This is a genomic window from Aurantiacibacter aquimixticola, from assembly GCF_003605475.1.
Lineage (GTDB): Bacteria > Pseudomonadota > Alphaproteobacteria > Sphingomonadales > Sphingomonadaceae > Alteraurantiacibacter > Alteraurantiacibacter aquimixticola_B.
In genome coordinates, this window is the sequence record NZ_RAHX01000001.1 from 2,051,562 (window position 1) to 2,074,809 (window position 23,248).

The following is a 23,248-nucleotide window of genomic DNA, read 5'->3' on the forward strand; positions in this document are numbered from 1 at the left end:
TTCAGGGAAAGAGACGATGGAGCCGGCGTCGGAGTTCCTAAACGATCCCCACAGCCTTCCCCGCGCGCTCGAACATGCCGAGGATCGTCTCGACTTCTTCGCTCGAATGCTCGGCGCATAGCGAGCAGCGCAGCAGCGTCATGTTGGCAGGTGTGGCCGGTGGGCGCGCGAGGTTGACGTAGAGCCCTTCGGTCAGCAGCGCGCTCCACATGGCCGCGCCTTTTTCGAGATCAGGCATGATGACGGCGACGATGGCGCTTTGCGGCTCATCGGTGCCAAGCTCGAAACCGAGCCCCTTCAGGCCGGAATGCAGGCGGCGCGAATTCTGCCACAGGTGATCCCGCTTGTCCTTGGCGCTCATCAGCTTGCGAATGCTGGTCGCCGCGGTGGCGACGACGCTGGGCGGCAGGCTGGCGGTGAAGACGTACGGGCGGCAGACCAGCCGCATGATCTCGAATTTCGGGTGGTTGGAAACGCAGAAACCGCCCACCGTGCCGACGCTCTTTGAAAAGGTGCCTATGATGAAATCGACATCGTCCATGACGCCCGCATCCTCGACGACGCCCCGGCCGTTCTCGCCGATGAAGCCCATCGAATGCGCTTCGTCCACCAGCACCATTGCACCGTTTTTCCTGGCGATGCGGACCATTTCCTTCAGCGGCGCGACATCGCCCAGCATGGAATAGACGCCTTCCAGGATCACCAGCTTGCCCGCGCCTTCTGGAATGCGCTTCAGGCGCTTTTCCATCGCTTCGATATCGTTGTGCTTGAAGGGCACGACCTCGGCATTGCCCATCGCGCAGCCGTCCCAGATGCTGGCATGGCTATCGATGTCGAGCACGATGTAATCGCCCTTGCCCGCGATGGTGGAAATGATGCCGAGATTGGCCTGGTATCCGGTCGAGAACACCATGGCATGGTCCATGCCGTAGAATTCGCGCAGCGCATCCTCGCATTCGCGGTGGCCCTGATAGGTGCCATTGAGGACGCGGCTACCGGTCGTGCCGGATCCGAAGTCGGCGAGCGCCTGCTGGCCCGCATCGATCACATCGGGATCGAAAGTCATGCCCATGTAATTGTAGGTGCCGAGCAGGATCGTGTCGCGCCCGTTGCAAATGGCGCGGGTGGGGCTGAGCACCTTTTCCATGACGAGCGAAAACGGGTCTTCGACCCCGCTCGCCAGCAAGCCCTCACGCATCGCGATGATATCGTCGAACTTGGAGAAGAGGTCTTTCCCCTCGCCTTCCAGCACTTCGGGCTGATCGGCCTGCATCACGCCTTCGCTCATGCCGCTTACTCGCTCGTCATCTTGGTGACGGCATCGACAAGCTGGCCGTAGGTCTCGATCTCGGCCTGCTGGTTCATGCTGATGATGATGTCGAATTCGTCCTCGATCGCGGCGACGAAATCCATCACCGTCAGGCTGTCGAATTCGAGGTCGCCGGCAAAGGTCGTCTCGTCCTTGATTTCGACGCCCTTCTTGTTGAACGGCTCGATAATCGAACGGATGCGGGTGTCGACTTGGGCGCGGTCCATGTGGGCCATCCTTGCAACGTGAAAGTTGCAAGCGGCAAACAAGTCGGCGCGGCGCTTGTCAAGCGCGCCCTTGGGCGGGGCTGGTCACACGGAAACGGTCAGGAGACGGTTTCGGGTGCCGGTTCCATCAGCCCTTTCACCGCGGCCATGAACGGCCCGATGCTGACAGGCTTGGCAAGATAACCCTCCGCGCCCGATTCCCGGATACGCTCTTCATCGCCCTTTCCGGCATAGGCCGTGACGGCGAGCACCGGCACCGCGGCAAGATCGCGGTCATGCTTGAGCGTGGCGATGAGGTCGAGGCCGGAGACGTCCTGCAACTGGATGTCCATCACCACGAGATTGGGGATGAAGGCACGGGCCCGCTCGATCGCCTGGTTGCCATCGGCTACCGGTTCGACTGCAAAGCCGCTGGCCTGCAAAACGTCGCAGAAAAGTTTGCGGTTCAGATCGTTGTCCTCGACAACGAGGATTCTCTTGGTCATTGCGCCCCCGTCGGTCCGTCTTTTGTCAAGACCGTCATTGCCCCTTTACCCCGAAACCGGGAATGGAACAATTCGCTCGGAACGTAAAGATTCGATTAAGGATGGCGCGACCCTGGCGCTTGCCGCGCTCGGCTGGATCCTCGCGGATGAGAGCCGTGCGCAGCGTCTGCTCGACCTGACGGGACTGACGCCGGACGGACTGCGCGCGGCACTGGACAAGCCCGCCACCCACCGCGCTATCCTCGATTTCCTCGCCGCACACGAGCCTGACCTGATTGGTGCGGCTGACGCGCTGGATGTGCCACCAGAGGATTTTATCGCCGCGCGCAGGGAGCTTGCCCGATGAGCCGCCCGCTCCTTGTCACCGATTGCGATGAAGTGCTGCTGCACATGGTGCGCCCGTTCAGCGAATGGCTGGACCGGCGGCACGACATCGCCTTTGCGCTGGAGGGCAATCCCTTTGTCCAGTCGATGACGCGGCGCGGCAGCGACGAAGCGATTGCCGAAGAAGAGGTCTGGGCGCTGCTCGGCGGGTTCTTCGATACCGAGATGGACAGCCAGCAGCCCATTGTGGGCGCGCTCGAGGCGATGGCCGAAATCCAGCGCGATGCCGATGTGGTCGTGCTGACCAATCTTACCGACGAGCGTAATGAGGCGCGAACCGAGCAGCTGCGCAAACTGGGGTTCGAAGCGCCGGTCTATACCAATCAGGGGCCGAAGGGTGGGGCGCTCAAAAGCATTGTCGAAGAGCACGGCGCCAGCCACGTCCTTTTCATCGACGACCTCGCCCAGCACCACAAATCGGCCAAGGCCGAAGTGCCGCATGTCCATCGGCTGCATCTGTGCGGAGAGCCGAGTATCGCGCCGCATATTCCTTGCGCGCACGAAAAGGGCCACGCCCATGCGCGGATAGACAGCTGGGACGAGGCGCTGCCATACATCCTCGCAAACCTTCATTCCGGAGAATAATCGCATGTCCATCAAGGCTCGCCTCGACGAACTCGGCATCACGCTGCCCGAAACTTCGCCCGCGCTGGCAAGCTACCTGCCGGTGATGCGGCACGGCGATACGATCTTCGTGTCCGGCCAGCTGCCGTTTCGCGATGGCGTGGTTATCACCGGCACGCTCGGCAAGGATGTCTCGCTGGAGGATGCGCAGGAAGCCGCGCGCGCCTGCGGACTGATGATCCTGGCGCAGCTGAAGGCGGAGCTCGGCTCGCTCGACAAGGTGGCGCGGATCGTGAAGCTGGGCGGCTTCGTCGCCTCCACGCCCGATTTCACCGATCAGCACAAGGTGGTGAACGGCGCGTCGGACCTGATGTTCGAAGTGTTCGGCGATATCGGCCGCCACGCGCGTGCCGCGGTTGGCGTTCCGAGCCTGCCGGTCGGCGCCTGTGTCGAAGTGGACGCGATCGTGGCCGTCTCCGATGGCTGACGCGCCCGCCTGGCTCGACGCCTGGGCCTTTGCCCATCGCGGGCTGCACGATGCGGATGCGCCGGAAAACTCGATGGCCGCCTTTCGCGCCGCCATCGCCCGCGGCTTCGGAATCGAATGCGATCTTCGGGTCAGTGCGGATGGCCGGGCGATGGTGTTCCACGATGCCGATCTGGAGCGGCTGACCGGCGGTCCGGGTGTGACGGGCGAGCATACGGTCGGCGAGCTCACTGCGATGGCGCTGACGGGCAGCGAGGAGCGCATCCCGACGCTGCGCGACATGCTGGAGCTGGTCGCCGGGCAAGTGCCTGTTCTGCTGGAACTGAAAAGCGATGGCCGCGACAGCGTGCACAAGCTCTGCCGCGCGGTGCGTCGCGATCTGGAAGGATATGCGGGCGATATCGCGGTGATGAGCTTCGATCCTCGGATCCCCGCCTGGTTCGGGGAGCGTGTGCCCGATCTGCCGCGCGGTCTTGTCGTGACCGAGCAGAATGCCCGCACGCTGACGGGCGCGTTCAGGCGGCGGCTGGCAATGCGACATTCGCGCCCCGATTTCCTCGCCTACGACATTCGCGACCTGCCGAGCCGCTTCGCCGTGCGCTCCGCCAAATCGGGCCGCCCGCTGCTGACCTGGACGGTGAAAACCTCCGCGCAGCTCGAAACGGCGCTAGCCTGCGGCGCCGCGCCGATCCTGGAGGGTGCAGGGGTGGCGGCGTGGGAGGAGCATCCCTAGATTGCGTGCATGGCCGATGGCGAGCTGACCGCGCAGATACACTCCGCCATTGGCGAAATCCCGAAAGACGCTTGGGACGCGCTCGCGGGCGCTGGCAATCCGTTCGTCTCGCACGACTTTCTGACGATCCTCGAGGAGTCCGGCAGCGTCGGGCCGGGTACGGGCTGGCAAAGCGCGCCGCTGACGCTCACCGATGGCGAGGGGCGCCTGCTCGCCGCCATGCCCAGCTATCTCAAATCGCATAGCCAGGGCGAATATGTTTTCGATCATGCCTGGGCCGATGCGTGGCACCGCGCGGGCGGCGACTACTATCCGAAGTTGCAGATCAGCGCGCCCTTCACCCCCGCCACCGGCCCGCGCCTGCTGCTGGCGGAGCACGCCTATGCGGAGCCGCTCCTGCGCTCTGCCGAAAGCCTGGTCGCGCAGAACGGCTGGTCGAGCGCGCACGCGACATTCGTGGAGCCGGAGCAGGTGCCGCTGTTCGAAGGGGCAGGCTGGATGCGGCGCGAGGACATCCAGTTTCATTGGACCAATCGCGGTTACGAAAGCTTCAGCGATTTTCTTGCCACGCTCACCTCCCGCAGGCGCAAGGATCTGCGCAAGGAGCGGGCCCGTGCGGTCGAGGGTATCGAGGTGTGCGCGCTGAGCGGCGACGACATTCGGCCCGAGCACTGGGACGCCTTCTGGCTGTTCTATCAGGACACCGGCGCGCGCAAATGGGGCACGCCATATCTGACGCGCCAGGCTTTCGACCTGTTCGGAGAGCGGATGGGCGAAAAGGTGCTGCTGCTGATGGCGTTCGAGGACGATATGCCGATCGCCGGTGCGCTCAATTTCATCGGCGGCGATGCGCTTTACGGTCGATATTGGGGCTGCCTCGTCGACAAGCCCTTCCTGCATTTCGAGCTTTGTTATTATCGCGCCATCGACGAAGCGATCGCGCGTGGCCTGTCACGGGTGGAAGCGGGCGCGCAGGGCGGCCACAAGATGGCGCGCGGCTACGAGCCGGTGGCGACCACCTCCATGCATTACATCCCGCACCAAGGGTTCAGAGAAGCGGTCGAGGGTTTCCTCCAAGCCGAACGCCGCGGTGTGGCGATGGACCGCGAAATGCTGGCGCGGCGGATGCCGTTCAAAGCGTTCGATTAGGCCGCTCGCGCATTCCCTGTCCGCAGCCATTCGCGGGCGCGGCGCTGGGCTTCGCTGATCTCGCGCGCGGTCATCTCGTCCGAGATATCGGCGCGGCACCAGCTGGCGGCTTCGTGGCCTTGCGCGGCGGCCAGATTGAACCATTTGTGCGCCTCGATCATGTCGCAGTTCACGCCGTGGCTACCGGTCGAGTAAGCGACGCCGAGGTCGTAGCAGGCGTCGATGTCCCCATCTGCGGCGGCAGCGAGGCAGCGTGCCACCAACATGTCCGCGCCGCCAATGTCGGCAGGCTGGACCTTCACGAACGTTTCGATCCTGGCAAGTTCCATGATCCTCATCCCCTGTTTTCGGCCGGCGCCCCTGTTGCCCGGCATCTGATGAACCCCGGTTTTGAGGATCGTGGTCAATATATGGTTAACGCGAACCCTGCTTTTTGCGCCGTTGGAAACCGGCGCGCCGGCATGGCGGGACATTGCCGCTTGTGCCTCCGGAAGCCTCACCCTATAGGCGCGCCCGACCGAAAACGCCTTTGCGGCCGCATCAGTCGGCCGGGAGCGGGGAAGGCCCGGGGAAAGGGATTCGAAGCACCGATGGCAACGGCCACGCATGACGATATCGATGTCCTCGCCAAGGCGAAGCGCGCGCTTCCGCACGATTACACGCCGTCCGATCAGGACGAATACATGTCGGATGCGCAGCTCAACTATTTTCGCGTGCTGCTGCTCGAATGGAAGAAGTCCATCGTCGCTGCGTCCGAAGGCACTTTGCAGAGCTTGCAGGACGGCCCGATCCGCGATCCGGACCCCAATGATCGCGCCTCGAGCGAAACCGATTGGGGGATCGAACTGCGCACTCGCGACCGCCAGCGCAAGCTGATCGCCAAGATCGATTCCGCCATGCGCCGCATCGACGAAGGCGAATATGGCTGGTGCGAAAAGACCGGCGAACCGATCGGTATCAACCGCCTGATCGCCCGCCCCATCGCCACGATGACAGTCGAAGCGCAAGCCGCGCATGAACGGCGTGAGAAGATCTCGCGCGATAACTGACCCGTTTTGGGACAGGTGGGCCGCTCACCTGCTGCGTTAACGCCTGTTTAGCCATTTGCCAGCCAACCCGCACGCACGATAAGGCGCAAGATAACGAAGGCTCGCAGTGACGTTTCTGAGGATGGAAATGGACCCGATCAACAATGTCGATACCCGCCAGGTCGGCCGGGACAGCCTGTTCCTTCTGGCGCAGGTCCGGATCGCCGGTCGGGATGAGCCGGTGCGCGTCAAGGTGCGCAATCTCTCCGCCGGCGGCATGATGGCCGAAGGCGATGCCCGTGTTGCCCGCGGCGCGCTCGTCACCGTGGAATTGCGCAATATCGGCGATGTCGAAGGGTCGGTGGCTTGGGTTCAGGGCAATCGGTTCGGCATCGCATTCGTCGATGAGATCGATCCCAAGCTGGCCCGTGCTTCGGGTGTCGCTGGCAATTCGGACTTCTCCGCCCGCAACCCGATCCCCGCCAAGGCGCACGACAAGGGTACGCCCCGCAAGATCTGATACGAAGCACAGTTGAAGCGCGCCGGGCGCAGGCCTATCGCCGTCGACTATGCCGTGCACCCGCCATCTGATTGCCCTCGCCGCCCTCATGCTGGCCGGTTGCGGCGCGGGCGATGACGGCGCGCTCGATGTCGCGCTGATCGGCAATGAAGACACCGTCTTCACCCGCGGCATTCTCCTTTCCGACAGCGCCCAGACGCTGCGCGCGGCAACCGAAAGCGGCCTGCTGGAGCTGAATGCGCAGGGCGAAGTTGTCCCCGCTCTCGCCGAGACATGGCTGCCGACCGAGGACGGCCTCAGCTACATTTTCCGCCTGCGCGACACGACCTGGCCGGACGGCACGCCCATCTCCGCCCAATCAGCGCGGGCGGCGCTGGTGGCGGCCATGGCGCGGCTGGAGGGCACGTCGCTCGGACGCGATTTGGCGCCGGTTGAGGAGGTGCGCGCGATGGCCGGTCGAGTCATCGAAATTCGCCTGTCCGCGCCCGAACCCTATTTCCTGCAGCTGCTCGCCCAGCCGGAACTCGCCCTGCGGTACGAGGATGGCGGAACCGGCCCGATGAGCTTCTCGCGCGCAGAGGGCTATGCCGCGCAACTGGCGTTCAAGCCGCCGGAAGAGCGCGGCCTGCCCGCCAGCGAGGATTGGCGCGAGCGGGTCCGCGATATCGATCTGGTGGTGGTCGATGCGCAAACCGCGATCGAACTGTTCGACGATGGCGCGGTCGAAGTGGTGCTCGGCGGCGATCTCGGCACCTTGCCGCTGGTCGATGTCGGGCCGCTTTCCACCGGCACGTTGCGCGTGGATGCGACGATCGGATTGTTCGGCTTGCTACCCCGGCGCGCGGACGGCGTGCTGGCCGACGCTGTGACGCGAGAGGCGCTGGCCATGGCGATAGACCGGGAAGCGCTGATCGGGCGGTTCAATATCGGCGGCTGGCCGCCCGCCACGCGCATCGTGCCCGCTTTGGTGCCAGGCGTCAGTGCGAGCGCGCCGCGCTGGGGCGACGACATCGAGCTGCGCCGCGCGGAAGCCCGCTCCCGCATCGGCGGCAGTGCGCCCGCATTGTCGCTTGCCCTTCCGGAAGGCACGGGCTGGGACATGCTGCTGGACGAGCTGGCGCAGCAGTGGTCCAGCATCGGCGTAACGCTGCGCCGGGCGGAAAGCACAGCGGCGGCCGACCTCGTGCTGGTGGACAGGATTGCCCGCTATCCCTCACGCCGCTGGTTTCTCGACCAGTTCAATTGCGAATTGCGGCGCGGCCTTTGCAGTGGGGAGACCGACGCCCTGATCGCCCAGGCGCTCGGCGAAAGCGATCCGGAGCGCCGCGCCGCACTCACCGCGCAGGCGGAAGCCGAATTCACCGAGCGCAATATCTTCATTCCCATCGCCGCGCCGCTGCGCTGGTCGCTCGTGCGCGGCAGCGTGACCGGGTTCGAGCCGAACCCCTGGGCCTTCCATCCCTTGCCGCCGATGGCGCAAATCCCCAGATAGAGACGCATGGACGACAGCCGCAAACCCGTGCCCATAGACCCCGATCCGCTGCGTGCGGATACGATCCGGCCCGAGCGTATCCGCCCGAACCCGGTCGGCCTCGATCTGCCGCTGGGCAACGATCCGCAATCGGTACGCCGACGGATCGAGGCGATGGAAATGGTGCTGGAGCGCAGCTTCGTCATCCCCGGCACCAATCGCCCGGTGGGCCTCGACGCGATCATCGGCCTCATCCCCGTGGTGGGCGACATCATCGCCATGGGCCTGGGCGCCTATATCGTGTGGGAAGCGCGCAATCTGAACATGCCGAAGTGGAAGCTTCTGCGCATGGCGGGCAATGTCGCCTTCGACAGCGCAGTTGGCGCGGTGCCGTTGGCGGGTGACGTGTTCGACTTCCTTTTCCGTTCCAACAGCCGCAATCTGCGGATCGTGAAAAAGCATCTCGACAAGCACCACCCCGAAAGCCGCGTGATCGATCAGTGATTTCGCGCTAGGGCCACGCCATGGCCACTCGCGACGTCACCTATTCCAGCTATCTCGATCTCGAGCGCATCCTGTCGGCGCAGCATCCGGCATCGGACGCGCATGACGAGTTTCTGTTCATCATCGTTCACCAGGCCAGCGAGCTGTGGCTCAAGCTCTGCCTGCACGAGCTGGAGGCGGCGCGCGAGCTGATCGTGGCCGATAACCTTTCGCCCGCTTTCAAGATGCTGTCCCGCGTGGCGCAGGCGCAGCGCCAGCTGATTTCGAGCTGGGACGTGCTCAGCACGATGACGCCGCACGACTATTCGCTCATCCGCCCGCATCTCGGCACGTCGAGCGGGTTTCAGAGCGCGCAGTACCGGCTGATGGAATTCATCATGGGAGGGCGCAATCCCGACCATGTGACGATGCATGAGGCGGTGCCGGATGTAGCGAAGAAGCTGCGCGCCGAACTCGACAGGCCGAGCCTTTACGGCGAAGTGCTGCGCCTGCTGCAGCGGCGAGGCTTCGCCATTCCCGAGGAACTGTTCGCGCGCGATTTGCAGGCCCCGCACGAGCCGGTCGACGCGGTGACGCGGGCCTGGGCCGAGGTCTATCGCCATCCGAACCGCTACTGGGATCTTTACGAATTGGCCGAGAAGCTGGTCGATCTGGAATACCATTTCCAGCGCTGGCGCTTCGGCCATCTGAAAACCGTGGAGCGGATCATCGGCTTCAAGAAAGGCACGGGCGGCACGGCTGGCGTGCCTTATCTTGAAAGCGTGCTGAAGCTCGGCTTTTTCCCCGAACTGCTGGCAGTGAGGACCGAGATTTGAACGCGCTGATTGACAGGGCGGCAAAGCTCGACGCCGAAGATCCGCTCGCCGAGCGCCGCGACCTGTTCGCCATTGCGGATGACGTCGCCTATCTCGACGGCAATTCGCTCGGCCCGCTGCCCAAGGCAACCCGCGCCCGACTTGGCGAAGTGGTCGACAAGGAATGGGGTGAAGATCTCATCGCCAGCTGGAACACCGCCGACTGGATTCACCTGCCCCAGCGCATCGGCGCGAAGATCGCCCCGCTGATCGGCGCGCGCCCTTATGAGGTAATCGCGGCGGACAGCGTTTCGGTGAACATCTTCAAGCTCGTCAGCGCCGCGCTGGCGATGCGGCCCGGCAGAAAGGTCGTGCTGAGCGAGCCGGGCAATTTCCCAACCGATCTCTACATGATCCAAGGGCTGGAATCGCAGGATTTGGCGGAGCAGCGGCTGGCGGAACGCGGGGAGATCGAGGCAGCGCTGGACGAGGATGTGGCCGTGCTGCTGCTCACCCATGTCCATTACAAGACCGGCGAAATGTTCGACATGGCGGCTCTGACGAAGGCGGCGCACGATGCGGGCGCGCTGGTGCTGTGGGACCTGTCGCATTCGACCGGCGCGGTGCCGGTGGACCTGAACGGCGCGGGCGCGGATTTCGCGGTCGGTTGCGGCTACAAATATCTGAATGGCGGCCCCGGTGCACCCGCCTTCGCCTATGTTGCCGAGCGGCACCATGAGGCACTCCGGCAACCGCTCAGCGGCTGGATGGGCCATGCGCAGCCTTTCGCCTTCACCGACGATTATGCCCCCGCGCCGGGCGTCGACCGCCTGCTTTGCGGCACCGCGCCGATCCTCAGCATGAGCGCGATGGAGGAAGGCGTCGACCTGATGGCAGCCATCGGCATCGCTCCGCTGGTCGAGAAGAGTCGCAGCCTCTCCGAATTTACGCGTGCGGCCATGGAACGCCACGTGCCCGAACTCGAATGCGTATCGCCCGAAAATCCGGCGCGCCGCGGCAGCCAGCTTTCCTGGCGGCACGAGCACGCCTACGAATTATGCCAGGCACTGATCGCCCGCAAGATCACCGGAGACTTCCGCGCGCCAGACGTGCTGCGCGTAGGCTTCGCCCCCGCCTATGTCCGCTACGCCGACTGCGCGCGGCTGGTGAGCGAACTACGCGACATTCTCGACACGGGCGAATGGCAGAAGCCCGAATATGCGGAGCGCGGGGCGGTCACCTAGCATCCTCGTCTGCCCGGACCTGATCCGGGCGTGGTGCTTCCTTCGGCACGGTCGAAGGAAGAAAGCACTGCCCCGGAACAGGTGTGCTTTGCACAGCTTCGCTTTCCGGGGTGACTCGACGGGAGCGGGTTTGTCTTTCCTACAGGCGTATTGGCATGCTTGCTTGCGGATATGCCGAGCCTGTCGATCATCGCGCACAACCGGGTGACAGATCCCCGAAAAAGGGTGACACTTCGGGTGCCGGAAGGTCACGCATTTTTGCGCAGACGGGTTACGCCTACCCCGCGAAAGGTCACGCTTTCACCGCCGAAAGTGACGGTTTTCGGACGAAAGGTCACACCATGCGCCGCAAAAGGTCACAAATGCCGGTTTTCGCCCCTGGACACTGTAACACTTGTCACACCCCTGCAGGAGCGGCACCGCTCACTCTTCGAGTTCGATGTCCCAATACAGCCAGTCCCGCCAAGTCTCGTGGAGGAAGTTGGGCGGGAAGCTCTTGCCGTGTTGCTGCAGCTGCCAGCTGGTCGGGCGGATGGGCTCGTATTGCAGGCGCATGCCTGCCTGCTTGGGCGTGCGGCCGCCCTTCTTCATGTTGCACGGGGCGCAGGCGGTGGCGATGTTCTCCCATGTCGTCTTCCCGCCAAGCCGGCGCGGCATGACATGGTCGTAGGTCAGGTCCTTCTGGCTGCCGCAATACTGGCAGGCGAAGCGATCGCGCAGGAACAGGTTGAAGCGGGTGAAGGCGGGAAACTGGCTCGGCTTAACATACTGGCGCAGCGCGATGACGCTGGGCACCTTCATGTCGAGGCTCTGCGAGTGCACTGCGCGGTCGTAGGTCGCGACGATGTCGACCCGTTCGAGGAACACAGCCTTGATCGCGGTCTGCCACGGCCACAGGCTGAGCGGATAGTAGGAAAGCGGCGTGTAATCGGCGTTGAGCACCAGCGCCGGGCAGCTTTCCAACTTCCGTGTGGGATCCTCCTCCGCGCTGCGGAAGGTCGCGGCCCTCTCGATCAATTCGGTCTTGAACACGTTCGGTGTCCTCCGTCTTGCCGTGGAAGATGCCATTGCAGGACAAACCGTCAACCCTGTTACGGACAGGCTATCCACAGGGTTGTCCTCACGCGGCCCCTTCTGCCAAGGCCGTTGGCGGCATGATCGTCACCCGCTTCGCCCCAAGCCCGAATGGCTCGCTGCATCTCGGCCACGCCTACAGCGCCATCGTGTCACACGATCTGGCGAAGGAGGCCGGGGGCCGCTTCCTGCTGAGGATCGAGGACATAGACGGCGCGCGCTCCCGCCCAAAGCTGGCCGACGAATTCAGGCGCGATCTGGAATGGCTGGGGCTGGAATGGGACGAAGTGCCTGCTCAATCCACGCGGCTCGCCAGCTACGACGCGGCGGCTCGGCGATTGCTGGAGGACGGCTTCCTCTACCCCTGCACCTGCACGCGGGCGGAGATCGAGGCGCTGGAGCCGCGCATCGGGCCGCAGGGCATGGTCTATCCCGGAACATGCAAGGGCGCGGCCTACGATCCGGAGCGCCCGGCGGCGATGCGGCTGGACATGGACCGCGCGCTGGACGCCGTCGGCAGGCTCGAATGGGACGATGCCGAAGCTGGCGCGCAGATGGCCGATCCGCGCCAGTTCGGCGATGTCGTGCTGGTGAGGAAGGACGCGCCCGCCAGCTACCACCTGGCTGCAACGCTCGACGATGCGGCGGATGGGGTGACGCTGGTGACGCGCGGGGCGGACCTGTTCCACGCCAGCCATATCCACCGCGTGCTGCAGGCGTTGCTCGGCGTGCCGGTGCCACGCTGGCACCACCACACGCTGTTGCTGGACGCGAGCGGCAGGAAGCTCGCGAAGACACGCGGCTCGGGTGAGCTCGGCTACGGGCTTGCAGGCAGGCGCGAAAGCGGCGAAGACGGGCGCGAACTTGCCGACACATTGCGCATGGGCCAAATGCCGTGTGGCATCACGCTCTCGCGCTTCCCACATGGTGGAACATGAACACATTCCTCGTCATCGTCATTGTCCTGCTGGCCGTCATGGTGGTCGTTTCGCTGGTGCGCGGCATCATCGCCTTCCTCCAGACGACCAAGATCGACCTCGAACAGGGCGGCGCGAATTCGCAGGAGCTGATGGCGCGCCAGAACAAGGCGATGTTCGATCGCATCAAGTATCAGGCGCTGGCGATCGTGGTCGTGGCGGTGTTGCTCGCCGTCAACAGCTGATGGTCAAGCTCAACAAGATTTACACGCGCACGGGGGATGACGGGACCACCGGCCTCGTCGACGGATCGCGTCTGCCCAAGCACGCAGCCCGCATGGAAGCGGTGGGCGCGGTGGACGAGGCGAATGCTGCGCTCGGGCTGGCAGTGCAGAGCCTGAAGGGTGCGCCTCGCGACGACTGTGTGCGCTTGCAGAACGACCTGTTCGATCTCGGCGCCGATCTCGCCACGCCGGGCGAGGACTTCGAGCCTTCGGACATGGTGCTGCGCATCGTGCCTGCGCAGGTCGATTGGCTGGAACAGCGCATCGATGCGGTGAATGCCGATCTGGAGCCACTGACCAGCTTCATCCTGCCCGGCGGCAGCGAAGCGGCGGCGCGGCTGCACCTTGCCCGCACGTCCGTGCGGCGGGCCGAGCGGGCGGTATCGGCGCTGGCAGCGCAGGAGCCGGTCAATCCGGCAGCTGCGGCCTTCATCAATCGCCTTTCCGATTACCTGTTCGTGCTCTGCCGCGCGGTGAACGATGGCGGCGCCGGCGACGTGCTCTGGACACCGGGCGCGAACCGCTGATTGCGGGAACGGGCAAGGGGGCCTCTCCGTTGAGGAGGCAAAGGAGAATACTCCGTGACCGACAAGCCAGAAAGCCAGGAAGCCCGTCAGGCGAGCCTCGCCCCCGAAACGCACAACGATGAGCAGGACGACCACCGCATGCAGGCGCAGGAAGTGTCGGAGCAAGCGCGAAAGCTGACGCCGCAGACCGGCAGCCCGACCGAAAGCGAAAAGAGCGACAACGAGTCCGGGCTGATGAACGATTCGACGCAGGACACGATCGACCACATGCGCGACATGGAAAGCTCGGGCCGGATCGACATGGGGGCTTACGAAGGTGAGCCGAACCATGACGACAATGTCGACAAATACGGCAAGGACAAGAAGCCGGACGGCTTACGCGGTGACGGGACCTAGACTTTCGCGAGAGAGCTGTCGTCGAGCACCCAGAGCGCGATGATAAGAAGGGCCGCGCCCGCCGCTATGGACCAGGCCACCAGCCTGATATTGGGCAACTTTGGCGAGTCCACCGCGTGAGATGACAGCCTCTCGAACGCCTTGCAGGCGCGGCGCTCCGCGCTGATGGCGAAGATAACGGCCAGCGCGATGAACATCGTTGCGATTACGCGCGCAAGCCAAGGCGGGTCGAACTCACCGAATAGCGCGCGAAAGCCGATGCCGATCGCGATGGCGGCGAAAGCGGTGCGCATCCAGCCCGCAAAGGTACGCTCAAGGGCCATGATGGTGCGGTCTTCGGCCCAGTTGGTCCGGTTCTCGGCCCATTTGGTACTCTTGTCCTGCTCTTCATGGATGTCGTGGTCCGCCATGAGGCGATGCTAGCGGCCCGAGGCATAAACGCAATCGCCGCGCGTTAATCTTCGCCGGCTTCGCGCTTCAGCTCATACAGCAGGTCCAGTGCTTCCCTCGGAGCAAGCGCATCGATGTCGAGTGCCTGGAGGCGTTCGCGCAGCGCGTCGCATTGCTCCCCCTCCGCCTCTGCGGCGGCAGCGAAGAGCGGTAACTCGCCCAGCCCTGCGGCGAGCCCGCCGGTTTCCGCGCGACCCTTCTCCAGCCTGTCGAGCACCGAACGTGCACGCCTTACCACGGGCGGTGGCACGCCTGCCAGCTTTGCGACTGCGAGGCCGTAGGAGCGATCCGCCCCGCCCTCCGCCAATTCGTGTAGCAGGACGAGATCGCCCTTCCACTCCTTGGCGCGCACATGGTGCAGGCTGAGCGCATCGCAGGTCTCGGCCAGCCGCGCCATCTCGTGATAGTGCGTGGCGAAAAGGCACCGGCAGCGGTTCGTTTCATGAATCGCTTCGGCGACTGCCCATGCCAGCGCCAAGCCATCATAGGTCGAGGTGCCGCGCCCGACCTCGTCCAGGATCACGAAGCTGTGCTCGGTAGCCTGGCTGAGGATGGCGGCGGTTTCGACCATCTCGACCATAAAGGTGGATCGCCCGCGCGCGAGATTGTCCGACGCGCCGACGCGGCTGAAGAGCTGGTCCACCAGGCCGATCCGCGCGGCTTCGGCCGGGACGAAGCTGCCCGCCTGCGCCAGCAGCACGATCAGCGCGTTCTGGCGCAGGAAGGTGGACTTGCCACCCATATTCGGACCGCCGACGAGCCAGACCCGATCGTCCTTGCCCAGAGCGCAATCGTTCGCGACGAAGCGTTCTTTCCCGTTTGCCAGCGCCGCTTCGACCACGGGGTGGCGGCCTGCCGTGATATCGATACAGGCATCGTCGATAATTTCTGGCCGACACCATACGCCCTCCGAAGCGCGTTCCGCATGGCTTGCCGATACGTCCAGCCGGGCCAGTGCGGCGGCGGTTGCGGCGATGGCCTCGCGGCGGTCCGCAACCTTGCTCACCAATTCTTCGAAATGCGCTTCCTCAGCGGCCAAAGCGCGGCCACCTGCCTCCGCGATTCGACCCGCCTCTTCGTGTAAAGTCAGCGAATTGAACCGCACCGCATTCGCCATCGTCTGTCGGTGGGTGAAGCCGCTTTCGGCTGCCATCAGCTTGTCGGCGTGCTTGCTCGGCACTTCGATGAAATAGCCGAGCACCCCATTGTGCTTGATCTTGAGCGAGGGCGTTTCCGTTTCCTCGCGATAGCGCGCTTCCATTGCCGCGATGGCGCGCCGGGCATTGCCGGAGACTTCTCGCAACTCGTCAAGCGCGTGGTCGTAGCCGCCAGCGATGAAACCGCCATTCGCCCGCTCCGTAGGCGGGGCAGGTACGAGCGCGCGGGAAAGCAGGTCGGTCAGTTGGGCATGGCCGGTAACGGCGGGAAGCAGCCGTTCCAGAAGCGTAGGACGATCCGACTGGCTCTTGAGCAGGTCATGGATGCGCCGCGCCTCCAGCAGCCCGTCGCGGATCTGCCCGAGATCGCGCGGGGAGCCCCTATCCGCTCCCAGCCTGCCCAGAGCGCGGCCGATATCAGGCACTGCGCGCAGCATATCGCGAAGGTCGGCGCGCAGGATCGGGTCTTGGTGCAGTCGCTCCACGACCTGCAACCGTTCGGCGATGGCCGTGCCGTCGGCGAGCGGCGATGACAGATCCTCTGCCAGCAATCTGCCACCGGCGCCGGTCGAACAGCGATCGACCGCATCGATCAGCGAATGGGCGCGGCCTCCCTGCTGGCTGGAGAGGATTTCGAGGCTGGCGCGCGTCGCCTCGTCCATCGCCATATGGCCGCCGCTCGTGCGGACCACCGGCGGAAGCAGCAGTGGCAGCGATCCACGCCCGACGTGGTCGAGATAGGCTATTAGCCCGCCCGCCGCCGCCAGCATGGCGCGTGAAAACTGGCCGAAGCCATCGAGCGTTGCGACACCATGCACTTTCTTAAGCCGCGCTTCGCCCGCATCGCTGCCGAAGTCGCCGCGCGGCCTTGGCACGGCACCGAGCGGTGGCGTGCTCCAGTCCTCCGGGGCGACGATTTCGCGTGCGCCGACCCGCGCCAGCACCGCACCCACTCGCTCGGGCGGGCATTCCTCTAGCACCATCGCGCCGGTCGAGATATCGCAGGCGGCCACGCCGCAGCTCCCGCGCATTTCGCACACCGCCGCCAGCATGTTCGCCCGGCGCGGTTCGAGCAGCGCTTCCTCGGTCAGCGTGCCTGCGGTGACTAAGCGTACGATATCGCGGGCGACCAGCGCTTTCGACGTTGGCGTCCCCTCGCGCTTGGCTCGGGCCTTCGCCTCCTCCGGCGTTTCCACCTGTTCGGCAATCGCGACTTGGCACCCGGCCTTGATCAACCGCGCGAGATAGCCTTCCGCCGAATGCACTGGCACGCCGCACATCGGCACCGGCGCACCGTTATGTTCGCCGCGCGTAGTGAGGGCAATGTCGAGCACGTTCGCGGCGCGCTTCGCGTCATCGAAAAACAGCTCGAAGAAATCGCCCATGCGATAGAACAGCAGGCTCTCTCCGGCCTCGGCCTTGAGGTCGAGATATTGCCTCATCATCGGAGTTGCGGAGCCAGCCATTGCCTTTCCAGCGGTAGCGGCGCGTGCGGCGATTCGGGAAGGGCGCGGCGTTCAGCTTTCCCCTATCGCCGCGCGGCGCATCGCTCTATGCGGTTGGGCAAACAGGAGAGAACGACTTGGACGAGCAGGAAAATACCAGTTTCACCGCGCGCGAAGCGCTGTTCTACCACGAGACGATCCGCCCTGGTAAGATCGAGATCATCGCGTCCAAGCCGATGACCACACAGCGCGATCTGAGCCTCGCCTACTCTCCCGGCGTCGCCGTCCCGGTTGAGGCGATTGCCGAGAACCCGGCGCTCGCGGCGAAATATACGGCGCGCTCCAATCTCGTCGCAGTGATTTCCAACGGCACGGCCATTCTCGGTCTCGGCAATCTCGGCGCGCTCGCGTCCAAGCCGGTGATGGAAGGCAAGGCAGTGCTGTTCAAGCGGTTCGCCGATGTCGATTCCATCGATATCGAGCTGGCCACCGAAGATCCCGACGCCTTCATCGAGGCCGTCGCGCTGATGGAGCCGACTTTCGGCGGCATCAACCTGGAAGACATCGCCGCGCCGGAATGTTTCATCATCGAACAGGCCCTGCGCGAACGGATGAAGATTCCGGTCATGCATGACGATCAGCACGGCACCGCGATCATCGCTGCCGCCGGTCTGCTGAACGCCGCGCATCTCACGGGGCGCGAGCTCAAGGATTGCAAGATGGTGGTGAACGGCGCGGGTGCCTCCGCGCTCGCCTGCACCGCCCTGATAAAGGCAATGGGTGTGCCGCACGAGAACGTGATCGTGTGCGACCGCTCCGGCCCGATCTATCCCGGCCGCGAGAATGTGGACCAGTGGAAAAGCGCGCACGCGGTCGACACGCCGCATCGCACTCTGGAAGAAGCGTTGGACGGCGCCGATATCTTCCTCGGCCTATCCGCCGCTGGTGCGCTGAAGCCCGAATGGGTCGCCAAGATGGCCGAACAGCCGATCATCTTCGCGATGGCCAATCCGGTGCCGGAGATCATGCCGGATGTCGCCAAGGCCGCGCGGCCCGATGCGATCATCGCCACCGGGCGCAGCGACTTTCCCAACCAGGTCAACAACGTGCTCGGTTTCCCCTTCATCTTTCGCGGTGCGCTCGATGTGCGGGCTACTGCCATCAACGAGGAAATGAAAGTCGCTGCGGCAAGGGCGATCGCGGAGCTGGCGCGTGAACGCGTGCCTGAGGAAGTGGCGGCGGCTTACGGCACGAATCAGCAATTCGGCCGCGAATACATCATCCCCGCGCCCTTCGATCCCCGACTGATGGAGCGGGTTTCCTGCGCCGTAGCCAAGGCGGCCATGGATTCCGGCGTGGCGCAGGACATGATCGAGGATTTCGACGCTTACGCGCTTGCCCTTCGCAGCCGTCTGAACCCGACCACTTCCGCGCTCACCCGCGTCTACGAGGATGCCAAGGCGAACCCGAAGCGAATGGTTTTCGCCGAAGCGGAAGAGGATGTCGCTCTGCGCGCGGCGATCCAGTTCCGCGACTTCGGCTATGGCACGCCAATCCTGGTGGGCCGCACGGAAAAGGTGCTGGAAAAGCTGGAAGAGCTCGCGGTCGACGACCCGGAAAGCTTCATCATCGAGAACTCGAACACGTCCGAGCATATCGAGCCGATGGTCACCTATCTCTACAAGCGGTTGCAGCGGCGCGGCTATACCGAGCGCGACGTGCGCCGGATGGTAAACCAGGAGCGCAACGTGTTCGCCGCGCTGCTGGTGGCGCTGGGCGAGGGGGACGGAATGATTTCCGGCCTGACGCGAACCTTCAGCCAGACCGCACGGGAAATCAATCGCGTGCTGGACGAGAAGCCAGGCGCAACGCCGTTCGGCATTCACATGGTGATCGGCAAGAACCACACGACCTTCCTCGCCGATACGACGATCAACGAACGGCCCGACGCGGCGCAGCTGGCGCATATCGCCAAGGAAACCGCCGCCGTGGCGCGGCGTATGGGGCATGAACCGCGCGTCGCTTTCCTGTCCTATTCGACCTTCGGCAATCCGTCGGGCCAGTGGCTTGGCAATATCCGTGAAGCCGTGGCAATCCTCGACAAGGAAGATCCCGGCTTCGAGTACGAAGGCGAGATGGCACCCGATGCCGCGCTGAACCCTAAGGTGATGGCGCTCTATCCTTTCAGCCGCCTGTCCGGCCCCGCCAATGTGCTCATCATGCCGGGCCTGCAATCGGCGAATCTTTCGGCCAAGCTGCTGCGAGAGCTTTCCGGCGATGCCACAATCGGCCCGCTGCTGATCGGGACGGAAAAGCCCGTCCAGATCGCGCCCATGACCGCGATCGCGCCGGAAGTGCTGACCTTGGCCGTGCTCGCAAGCGCGGGGGTCGTCGGCTAGCCGCGATCGTTTGCGACAATTCGGTACGCTGGCGTTCAGCCGAACATGCTATGCCCGTGCACTGAGCAGCGAACGAACGATAGCGACCGATCGTTTCGGCCTTGGTTCGCGGGCGGGTGAGGACATACCAGGCGATGTGTGCGGCTGGCTGCGCAGCCAGCTGCGAGGGTTCGATGCATTCCCCGCCGCGCTCGGGACCGATGCGATCTCGCCGTCCATCCAGCGACCGCACGCCACCTTGCTACCAAGCTTGCGCGCCATTTCATCGCCGACGATCCGCCCGCCGCTTCGGTTGACAGGCTCAGCGCGGCATACAGCGATAGCGGCGGGGAGCTGCGCGCAGTCTACGAAGCGCTGATTGCCGAACCCGAAGTGTGGAACGCGCCGCGCATCAAGTTTCGCAGCGGATGGGATTGGCTTGTCGCCGCAGGACGTGCGCTCGGCAATTCGGCCATGCCGCGCCGACCCGGTGAGGCGAGGCGACTTCTGCAAATGCTCAGCCAGCCGACGTGGAACCCGAACAGTCCGGCAGGCTGGGGCGATGCGGCGAGCGATTGGGCTGCACCCCAGGCGCTCATGACTCGCGTCGAGATTGCCAATCGGCTTGCCCGACGTGCGGGCGACCGGTTCGATCCGCGACTTCTGGCCGAAGACGTCCTCGGCGCTGCTTTGCGACCCGCCGCGCGCGATGCCATCGCTGCTGCGGAGCAACCGCCGATGGCCATCGCCCTGATGATCGCCAGTCCCGAATTCCTGCGGAGGTAGCATGACCGATCTTGCCATCACACGCCGCCACATGCTCGCCGGATCGCTGGCAACAGGCGCTGTGCTCGCCATGCCGGGGCACGCCTGGGGCAGCCGATACGCGCCGTAAATTCGTGTTCGTGATCCAGCGCGGCGCGGCGGATGGACTGGCCATGGTTCAGCCGCATGGAGACCCCGCGCTGCGCAGCCTTCGCGCCCGGCTCGTCGATGACGATGCGCGTGATCTCGACGGCTTTTTCGCATTGCATCCGGCAATGGAGCAGATTGCTACCCTGTTTCGCGATGGTGAGGCGCGGGCGCATCATGCCGTCGCCACCACCTATCGTGAGCGGTCGCATTTCGATGCGCAGAACGTGCTCGAGAGCGGCGGTTCGCGCGCTTACGAAGTGCGGACGGGTTGGCTGGGTCGGATGTTGCCGCTGATCGGCGCTCGGCCTTCCGCGCTCGCACTGGCGCCCACCGTGCCACTCGCGCTGCGCGGCGATCTGCCCGTGGGCACCTATGCGCCGAACGGTCTGCCCGATGCCAATGACGACCTGATCCAGCGCCTCTCCACGCTGTATTAGGAAGACACTCAGCTCGCCCCTTTGTGGGACGAAGCGCTGCGGACAGAGGCGCTGACCGGGGACATTGTCGGGAATGGCGGCCGCAATGGAGAGCGCGTCGGCGAACTCGCCGCCACTCTACTGACGGGCGAAGGCGGCCCGAGCGTGCTTATGCTCGAGACGGGTGGATGGGACACCCATCGCAACCAGTCGGGGTGCATGGCCAACCAACTTGGCGGGCTCGACGCGCTGCTCGGTTCGCTCAAGGCCGGGCTTGGTCCGGTCTGGCGTGACACGCTGGTGCTGGTCGCTACCGAATTCGGGCGCACCGCCGCGATCAACGGCACCGGCGGGACCGATCACGGCACCGGTTCGGCTGCACTCCTGCTTGGCGGCGCGCTGCCCGCGGGCGATCCGGTGGTGGCGGACTGGCCCGGCCTGTCGCGCCTGTATGAAGATCGTGATTTGGCCCCGACCGGTGACTTGCTCGCCATCGCGACCCGGGCGCTGGCGGGCCATTTCGGAGTGGATGAGGACCGCGCGCTCGCCGCGTTGTCGCCCGGCTAGTAGAACCAGACGATTGCGGTGCAGACCGCCGCGCCCACCGCCAGGTTCATCGGCACGCCGATCTTCAGGAAATCCGTGAAGCGGTAATTCGCCGCACCGTAGACCAGCGTGTTCGTCTGATAGCCGATGGGGGTTGCAAAGCTGGCGCTGGCACCGATCATCACCGCCACCACCAGTTGGCGCGGATCCATGCCCGCAGCCTGTGCGAGGCCGATGGCAATCGGCGTCATGATGACCGCGACCGCATTGTTGGTGACCGTCTCCGTCATCAGGCTCGTCACGGCGTAAAGCAGTACCAGCACCAGCAGCGGCGATCCATCGACGATCAACGGCCGCAGCCAGTCGACGATCAGCTGCATCGTGCCCGCATTGCCGAGCCCCTGCCCGAAAGCGAGCATGGCGAAGATCAGCACGAGCGTGCTCCCATCCAGGCTCGACCATGCCTCATCGGGTTCGAGGCAATGAGTCAGCAATACGAACGCCACGCCCATGATGGCCATCGCCTCGATCGGGAAGCCGAATACCGCTGCGCCGATGACGACGGCAGCAAGCGTGGCGATGGCGATGGGCGCTTTTTCGCGTCGGAAAGAGCGGATGCCGCTTTCGGCAACATGGGTCAGCTGGACATTAGCCTGCAGCGCGGCGGCGGCATCGCCCGTCGCGGCAACCAGCAGGCGGTCGCCCGCGCGCACACGGACATCGGCCAGTGTCGGCCCGGCAAGGTGGCGCGGGCGCGACAGGCCGAGCACCCGTACTTGCAAACGGGACAACAGAGGGATCTCCGCCAGTCTGCGCCCGACCACGGGATGCGATGCGGACACCACCGCCTCGACGATCCGCAAGTCGTCCGGCTTCTCGTCCTTGCGCGTCGCCACTCCACCGCCGAGGCCGACAAGCCCGGTGCGGAAATCGGTGGCTTCGGCGAGCGAGGCGAGTTCTTCGGGCGTTGCGGAAATAACGAATTGGTCGCCCGCGGAAAGAGGCAGATGCTCGACCTCCGAACGATTGAGATCGCGCCCCTCCTGCCGAGCGAGGATGGACAGCCCCGGCCGGCGCACGAAACTCGTCTGCTCGAGTGGCTTGTCGATCAGCGCGCTCTCGGCAGCAACGGTGAGGTGGGACAGATAGACGTCGCTTTCGCGCTCCTCGTCATCGGCGCGTGATCCGCGCTTCGGCAGCAGCAGCGGGCCAAGCAAAGCCATGACCAATACGCCCGCGCCCGCTGCGGCGAGGCCCGCCACGGTGATTTCGAAAATGCCGAACGGCTCGAGCCCGGCATCTTGCGCAACGCCATCCACCAGCAGGTTGGTGGAGGTACCGATCAATGTGAGCGTGCCGCCGAAGATCGAGAGGTAACTCAGCGGGATCAGCAAGCGCGTGGCCGACATCTTCAGCACACGTGCCAGGCGCTTCATGATGGGGATCATCACGATGACGACCGGCGTGTTGTTCATAAAAGCCGAGGCGATAACCGTGCCGCCCGCAATCTCGGCCAGCGCCAGCCTCGGCTTGCGCAAGGTGCGACGGATGACCCAGCCGGAGACTGCTTCCAGCGCGCCGGTTCTGAGCAGGGCACCGGACAGGATGAACATGGCCGCAATGGTGATCGGTGCAGGGTTGCCGAACACGGCCAGCATCTCGTCCGACGGAAGAAAGCCGAGCACCCACATCGCCGCCGCGCCGATGATCGCGATCACCACCGGCGGCCTGCGCTCCATCGCGAATGCCGTGAACATGGAAACGAGGATCGCCAGCCCGATCAGGGCCGAATATTCGTTCAGCATCGAAAGTCAGGTGCAGCCGTCACAGCCGCGCATTTCGGA

General features: G+C 64.7%; 28 protein-coding genes. 20 read left to right on the top strand and 8 right to left on the bottom strand.

The genetic code is table 11. The annotated features are described in order from the left end of the window. Nucleotides 1-37: 37 nt before the first annotated feature. From spt to D6201_RS10365, 3 genes are all read right to left on the bottom strand, one after another. Nucleotides 38-1,288, bottom strand: coding sequence for a serine palmitoyltransferase (gene spt, locus D6201_RS10355; protein WP_120048712.1), 1,251 nt, complete (start codon nt 1,286-1,288; stop codon nt 38-40). Between the two features lie 5 nt (nt 1,289-1,293). Further along, complete coding sequence (locus D6201_RS10360; protein ID WP_120048713.1) at nt 1,294-1,536, bottom strand: acyl carrier protein; 243 nt, start codon at nt 1,534-1,536, stop codon at nt 1,294-1,296. Nucleotides 1,537-1,634: 98 nt separating this feature from the next. After that, a complete protein-coding gene (locus D6201_RS10365; protein WP_120048714.1) occupies nt 1,635-2,021 on the bottom strand; it encodes a response regulator in 387 nt (128 codons plus the stop codon). Nucleotides 2,022-2,058: 37 nt separating this feature from the next. Between D6201_RS10365 and D6201_RS10370 the strand changes: the two genes are divergently transcribed. Genes D6201_RS10370 through D6201_RS10390 form a run of 5 tightly spaced genes read left to right on the top strand, consistent with a single transcriptional unit; the run spans nt 2,059 to nt 5,338 of the window. Continuing rightward, nucleotides 2,059-2,367, top strand: a complete 309-nt coding sequence (locus tag D6201_RS10370) for a DUF3572 domain-containing protein (protein WP_422664707.1) — start codon at nt 2,059-2,061, stop codon at nt 2,365-2,367. Further along, the gene (locus tag D6201_RS10375) at nt 2,364-2,990 is read left to right on the top strand and encodes an HAD family hydrolase (protein ID WP_120048715.1); all 627 of its coding nucleotides are present in this window, start codon (nt 2,364-2,366) and stop codon (nt 2,988-2,990) included. The genes D6201_RS10370 and D6201_RS10375 overlap by 4 nt, the downstream gene beginning before the upstream one ends. 4 nt (nt 2,991-2,994) lie before the next feature. Then, nucleotides 2,995-3,456 (top strand): RidA family protein, encoded by a 462-nt coding sequence (locus D6201_RS10380; RefSeq protein WP_120048716.1) that lies wholly within the window; start codon nt 2,995-2,997, stop codon nt 3,454-3,456. Continuing rightward, a complete protein-coding gene (locus D6201_RS10385) occupies nt 3,449-4,189 on the top strand; it encodes a glycerophosphodiester phosphodiesterase family protein (RefSeq protein WP_120048717.1) in 741 nt (246 codons plus the stop codon). The genes D6201_RS10380 and D6201_RS10385 overlap by 8 nt, the downstream gene beginning before the upstream one ends. Before the next feature lie 9 nt (nt 4,190-4,198). Beyond that, nucleotides 4,199-5,338, top strand: a complete 1,140-nt coding sequence (locus D6201_RS10390; RefSeq protein ID WP_120048718.1) for a GNAT family N-acetyltransferase — start codon at nt 4,199-4,201, stop codon at nt 5,336-5,338. Here the strand turns inward: D6201_RS10390 and D6201_RS10395 are convergent. Continuing rightward, on the bottom strand, nt 5,335-5,811 hold the full coding sequence (locus D6201_RS10395; protein WP_422664722.1) for an SEL1-like repeat protein: 477 nt from the start codon (nt 5,809-5,811) through the stop codon (nt 5,335-5,337). The two genes, D6201_RS10390 and D6201_RS10395, sit on opposite strands and share 4 nt — an antisense overlap. A gap of 117 nt (nt 5,812-5,928) precedes the next feature. Between D6201_RS10395 and dksA the strand changes: the two genes are divergently transcribed. The 6 genes from dksA to kynU all read left to right on the top strand — a co-directional run bounded on the left by dksA (nt 5,929) and on the right by kynU (nt 10,899). Then, nucleotides 5,929-6,387: an RNA polymerase-binding protein DksA gene (dksA, locus tag D6201_RS10400; RefSeq protein WP_120048719.1), complete on the top strand. Its 459-nt coding sequence runs from the start codon at nt 5,929-5,931 to the stop codon at nt 6,385-6,387. Nucleotides 6,388-6,514: 127 nt separating this feature from the next. Beyond that, complete coding sequence (locus D6201_RS10405; RefSeq protein ID WP_422664721.1) at nt 6,515-6,886, top strand: PilZ domain-containing protein; 372 nt, start codon at nt 6,515-6,517, stop codon at nt 6,884-6,886. Nucleotides 6,887-6,935: 49 nt separating this feature from the next. After that, nucleotides 6,936-8,378, top strand: a complete 1,443-nt coding sequence (locus D6201_RS10410; RefSeq protein ID WP_120048720.1) for an ABC transporter substrate-binding protein — start codon at nt 6,936-6,938, stop codon at nt 8,376-8,378. Between the two features lie 6 nt (nt 8,379-8,384). Next, nucleotides 8,385-8,861: a DUF4112 domain-containing protein gene (locus D6201_RS10415; protein WP_120048721.1), complete on the top strand. Its 477-nt coding sequence runs from the start codon at nt 8,385-8,387 to the stop codon at nt 8,859-8,861. Between the two features lie 20 nt (nt 8,862-8,881). After that, nucleotides 8,882-9,676 carry a tryptophan 2,3-dioxygenase gene (locus tag D6201_RS10420; RefSeq protein WP_120048722.1) on the top strand — a complete coding sequence of 265 codons (795 nt, stop codon included), beginning with the start codon at nt 8,882-8,884 and terminating at the stop codon, nt 9,674-9,676. Nucleotides 9,677-9,681: 5 nt separating this feature from the next. Then, nucleotides 9,682-10,899, top strand: a complete 1,218-nt coding sequence (kynU, locus tag D6201_RS10425; RefSeq protein ID WP_120049357.1) for a kynureninase — start codon at nt 9,682-9,684, stop codon at nt 10,897-10,899. A 423-nt stretch (nt 10,900-11,322) separates the two neighbouring features. Here kynU and D6201_RS10430 read toward each other — a convergent pair whose 3' ends face one another. Further along, a complete protein-coding gene (locus D6201_RS10430; RefSeq protein WP_120048723.1) occupies nt 11,323-11,931 on the bottom strand; it encodes an HNH endonuclease in 609 nt (202 codons plus the stop codon). 122 nt (nt 11,932-12,053) lie between these two features. On the opposite strand from D6201_RS10430, the gene gluQRS reads away from it, so the two are divergent. From gluQRS to D6201_RS10450, 4 genes are read left to right on the top strand one after another with little or no spacing between them, the layout of a single operon-like run. Then, nucleotides 12,054-12,911 carry a tRNA glutamyl-Q(34) synthetase GluQRS gene (gene gluQRS, locus D6201_RS10435; protein ID WP_120048724.1) on the top strand — a complete coding sequence of 286 codons (858 nt, stop codon included), beginning with the start codon at nt 12,054-12,056 and terminating at the stop codon, nt 12,909-12,911. After that, complete coding sequence (locus tag D6201_RS10440) at nt 12,908-13,135, top strand: hypothetical protein (protein WP_120048725.1); 228 nt, start codon at nt 12,908-12,910, stop codon at nt 13,133-13,135. Before gluQRS ends, D6201_RS10440 begins: the two co-directional genes overlap by 4 nt. Continuing rightward, complete coding sequence (locus tag D6201_RS10445; protein WP_120048726.1) at nt 13,135-13,701, top strand: cob(I)yrinic acid a,c-diamide adenosyltransferase; 567 nt, start codon at nt 13,135-13,137, stop codon at nt 13,699-13,701. Before D6201_RS10440 ends, D6201_RS10445 begins: the two co-directional genes overlap by 1 nt. 54 nt (nt 13,702-13,755) lie before the next feature. Beyond that, a complete protein-coding gene (locus D6201_RS10450) occupies nt 13,756-14,097 on the top strand; it encodes a hypothetical protein (protein WP_120048727.1) in 342 nt (113 codons plus the stop codon). Here the strand turns inward: D6201_RS10450 and D6201_RS10455 are convergent. Then, on the bottom strand, nt 14,094-14,507 hold the full coding sequence (locus tag D6201_RS10455; protein WP_120048728.1) for a YidH family protein: 414 nt from the start codon (nt 14,505-14,507) through the stop codon (nt 14,094-14,096). The two genes, D6201_RS10450 and D6201_RS10455, sit on opposite strands and share 4 nt — an antisense overlap. Before the next feature lie 44 nt (nt 14,508-14,551). Next, entirely contained in the window at nt 14,552-17,170 is a 2,619-nt protein-coding gene (gene mutS, locus D6201_RS10460) for a DNA mismatch repair protein MutS (protein WP_120048729.1), read from the bottom strand. A 116-nt stretch (nt 17,171-17,286) separates the two neighbouring features. Here mutS and D6201_RS10465 point away from each other — a divergent pair, with 116 nt between their 5' ends. The 5 genes from D6201_RS10465 to D6201_RS13125 all read left to right on the top strand — a co-directional run bounded on the left by D6201_RS10465 (nt 17,287) and on the right by D6201_RS13125 (nt 21,425). Beyond that, entirely contained in the window at nt 17,287-19,548 is a 2,262-nt protein-coding gene (locus D6201_RS10465) for an NADP-dependent malic enzyme (RefSeq protein WP_120049358.1), read from the top strand. Between the two features lie 138 nt (nt 19,549-19,686). Next, nucleotides 19,687-20,313, top strand: coding sequence for a DUF1800 family protein (locus D6201_RS10470; RefSeq protein WP_120048730.1), 627 nt, complete (start codon nt 19,687-19,689; stop codon nt 20,311-20,313). 1 nt (nt 20,314) lies between these two features. Beyond that, complete coding sequence (locus tag D6201_RS13115; RefSeq protein WP_242447515.1) at nt 20,315-20,422, top strand: twin-arginine translocation signal domain-containing protein; 108 nt, start codon at nt 20,315-20,317, stop codon at nt 20,420-20,422. Between the two features lie 43 nt (nt 20,423-20,465). Then, complete coding sequence (locus D6201_RS13120) at nt 20,466-20,879, top strand: DUF1501 domain-containing protein (protein ID WP_242447516.1); 414 nt, start codon at nt 20,466-20,468, stop codon at nt 20,877-20,879. 21 nt (nt 20,880-20,900) lie between these two features. After that, on the top strand, nt 20,901-21,425 hold the full coding sequence (locus tag D6201_RS13125; protein WP_242447517.1) for a DUF1501 domain-containing protein: 525 nt from the start codon (nt 20,901-20,903) through the stop codon (nt 21,423-21,425). Here D6201_RS13125 and D6201_RS10480 read toward each other — a convergent pair. Continuing rightward, on the bottom strand, nt 21,422-23,209 hold the full coding sequence (locus D6201_RS10480; protein ID WP_120048731.1) for an SLC13 family permease: 1,788 nt from the start codon (nt 23,207-23,209) through the stop codon (nt 21,422-21,424). The two genes, D6201_RS13125 and D6201_RS10480, sit on opposite strands and share 4 nt — an antisense overlap. Nucleotides 23,210-23,248 lie beyond the last annotated feature (39 nt).

Coding starts and splice junctions, on each gene's coding strand:
- spt (WP_120048712.1), bottom strand. CDS start 1,288: ATGAGCGAAGGCGTGATGCAGGCCGATCAGCCCGAAGTGCTGGAAGGC.
- D6201_RS10360 (WP_120048713.1), bottom strand. CDS start 1,536: ATGGACCGCGCCCAAGTCGACACCCGCATCCGTTCGATTATCGAGCCG.
- D6201_RS10365 (WP_120048714.1), bottom strand. CDS start 2,021: ATGACCAAGAGAATCCTCGTTGTCGAGGACAACGATCTGAACCGCAAA.
- D6201_RS10375 (WP_120048715.1), top strand. CDS start 2,364: ATGAGCCGCCCGCTCCTTGTCACCGATTGCGATGAAGTGCTGCTGCAC.
- D6201_RS10380 (WP_120048716.1), top strand. CDS start 2,995: ATGTCCATCAAGGCTCGCCTCGACGAACTCGGCATCACGCTGCCCGAA.
- D6201_RS10385 (WP_120048717.1), top strand. CDS start 3,449: ATGGCTGACGCGCCCGCCTGGCTCGACGCCTGGGCCTTTGCCCATCGC.
- D6201_RS10390 (WP_120048718.1), top strand. CDS start 4,199: ATGGCCGATGGCGAGCTGACCGCGCAGATACACTCCGCCATTGGCGAA.
- D6201_RS10395 (WP_422664722.1), bottom strand. CDS start 5,811: ATGTCCCGCCATGCCGGCGCGCCGGTTTCCAACGGCGCAAAAAGCAGG.
- dksA (WP_120048719.1), top strand. CDS start 5,929: ATGGCAACGGCCACGCATGACGATATCGATGTCCTCGCCAAGGCGAAG.
- D6201_RS10405 (WP_422664721.1), top strand. CDS start 6,515: ATGGACCCGATCAACAATGTCGATACCCGCCAGGTCGGCCGGGACAGC.
- D6201_RS10410 (WP_120048720.1), top strand. CDS start 6,936: ATGCCGTGCACCCGCCATCTGATTGCCCTCGCCGCCCTCATGCTGGCC.
- D6201_RS10415 (WP_120048721.1), top strand. CDS start 8,385: ATGGACGACAGCCGCAAACCCGTGCCCATAGACCCCGATCCGCTGCGT.
- D6201_RS10420 (WP_120048722.1), top strand. CDS start 8,882: ATGGCCACTCGCGACGTCACCTATTCCAGCTATCTCGATCTCGAGCGC.
- gluQRS (WP_120048724.1), top strand. CDS start 12,054: ATGATCGTCACCCGCTTCGCCCCAAGCCCGAATGGCTCGCTGCATCTC.
- D6201_RS10440 (WP_120048725.1), top strand. CDS start 12,908: ATGAACACATTCCTCGTCATCGTCATTGTCCTGCTGGCCGTCATGGTG.
- D6201_RS10445 (WP_120048726.1), top strand. CDS start 13,135: ATGGTCAAGCTCAACAAGATTTACACGCGCACGGGGGATGACGGGACC.
- D6201_RS10455 (WP_120048728.1), bottom strand. CDS start 14,507: ATGGCGGACCACGACATCCATGAAGAGCAGGACAAGAGTACCAAATGG.
- mutS (WP_120048729.1), bottom strand. CDS start 17,170: ATGGCTGGCTCCGCAACTCCGATGATGAGGCAATATCTCGACCTCAAG.
- D6201_RS13115 (WP_242447515.1), top strand. CDS start 20,315: ATGACCGATCTTGCCATCACACGCCGCCACATGCTCGCCGGATCGCTG.
- D6201_RS13120 (WP_242447516.1), top strand. CDS start 20,466: ATGGTTCAGCCGCATGGAGACCCCGCGCTGCGCAGCCTTCGCGCCCGG.
- D6201_RS10480 (WP_120048731.1), bottom strand. CDS start 23,209: ATGCTGAACGAATATTCGGCCCTGATCGGGCTGGCGATCCTCGTTTCC.